Origin of the sequence: Paenibacillus sp. Dod16 (genome assembly GCF_049893405.1) — a bacterium.
Classification (GTDB): Bacteria; Bacillota; Bacilli; order Paenibacillales; family Paenibacillaceae; genus Paenibacillus_AQ.
In genome coordinates this window covers 1-323 of sequence record NZ_JBNDYG010000154.1, presented here as the reverse complement: position 1 = coordinate 323, position 323 = coordinate 1, and the positions used below count along the sequence as shown (strand labels likewise).

The 323-nt window shown below is 49.2% G+C and carries 1 rRNA gene; it reads left to right on the top strand.

Annotation, left to right across the window (positions count from 1 at the left end):
* Positions 1-176: 176 nt before the first annotated feature.
* Positions 177-293 (top strand): 5S ribosomal RNA (rrf, locus tag ACPV3A_RS37865).
* The last annotated feature ends 30 nt before the right edge of the window (positions 294-323 follow it).

The window sequence follows — 323 nt, the reverse complement described above, 5'->3', positions numbered from 1 at the left end:
TAACAAGGTAGCCGTATCGGAAGGTGCGGCTGGATCACCTCCTTTCTATGGAGAATCGTTTCCTGCAACGGAAACATTCAAATATGACTTCAATGAAGTCACCCTTAAATCAGGTTTAGGCCTGTTACTCACTCGTTGGTCAGTTTTGAAAGATTAATTCTTTCACCATGAATACGTTTGGTGGCGATAGCGGAAGGGTTCCACGCGTACCCATACCGAACACGACCGTTAAGCCTTCCAGCGCCGATGGTACTTGGACCGAAGGGTCCCGGGAGAGTAGGACGTCGCCAAGCGTATTTTATATGGGCCCTTAGCTCAGCTGG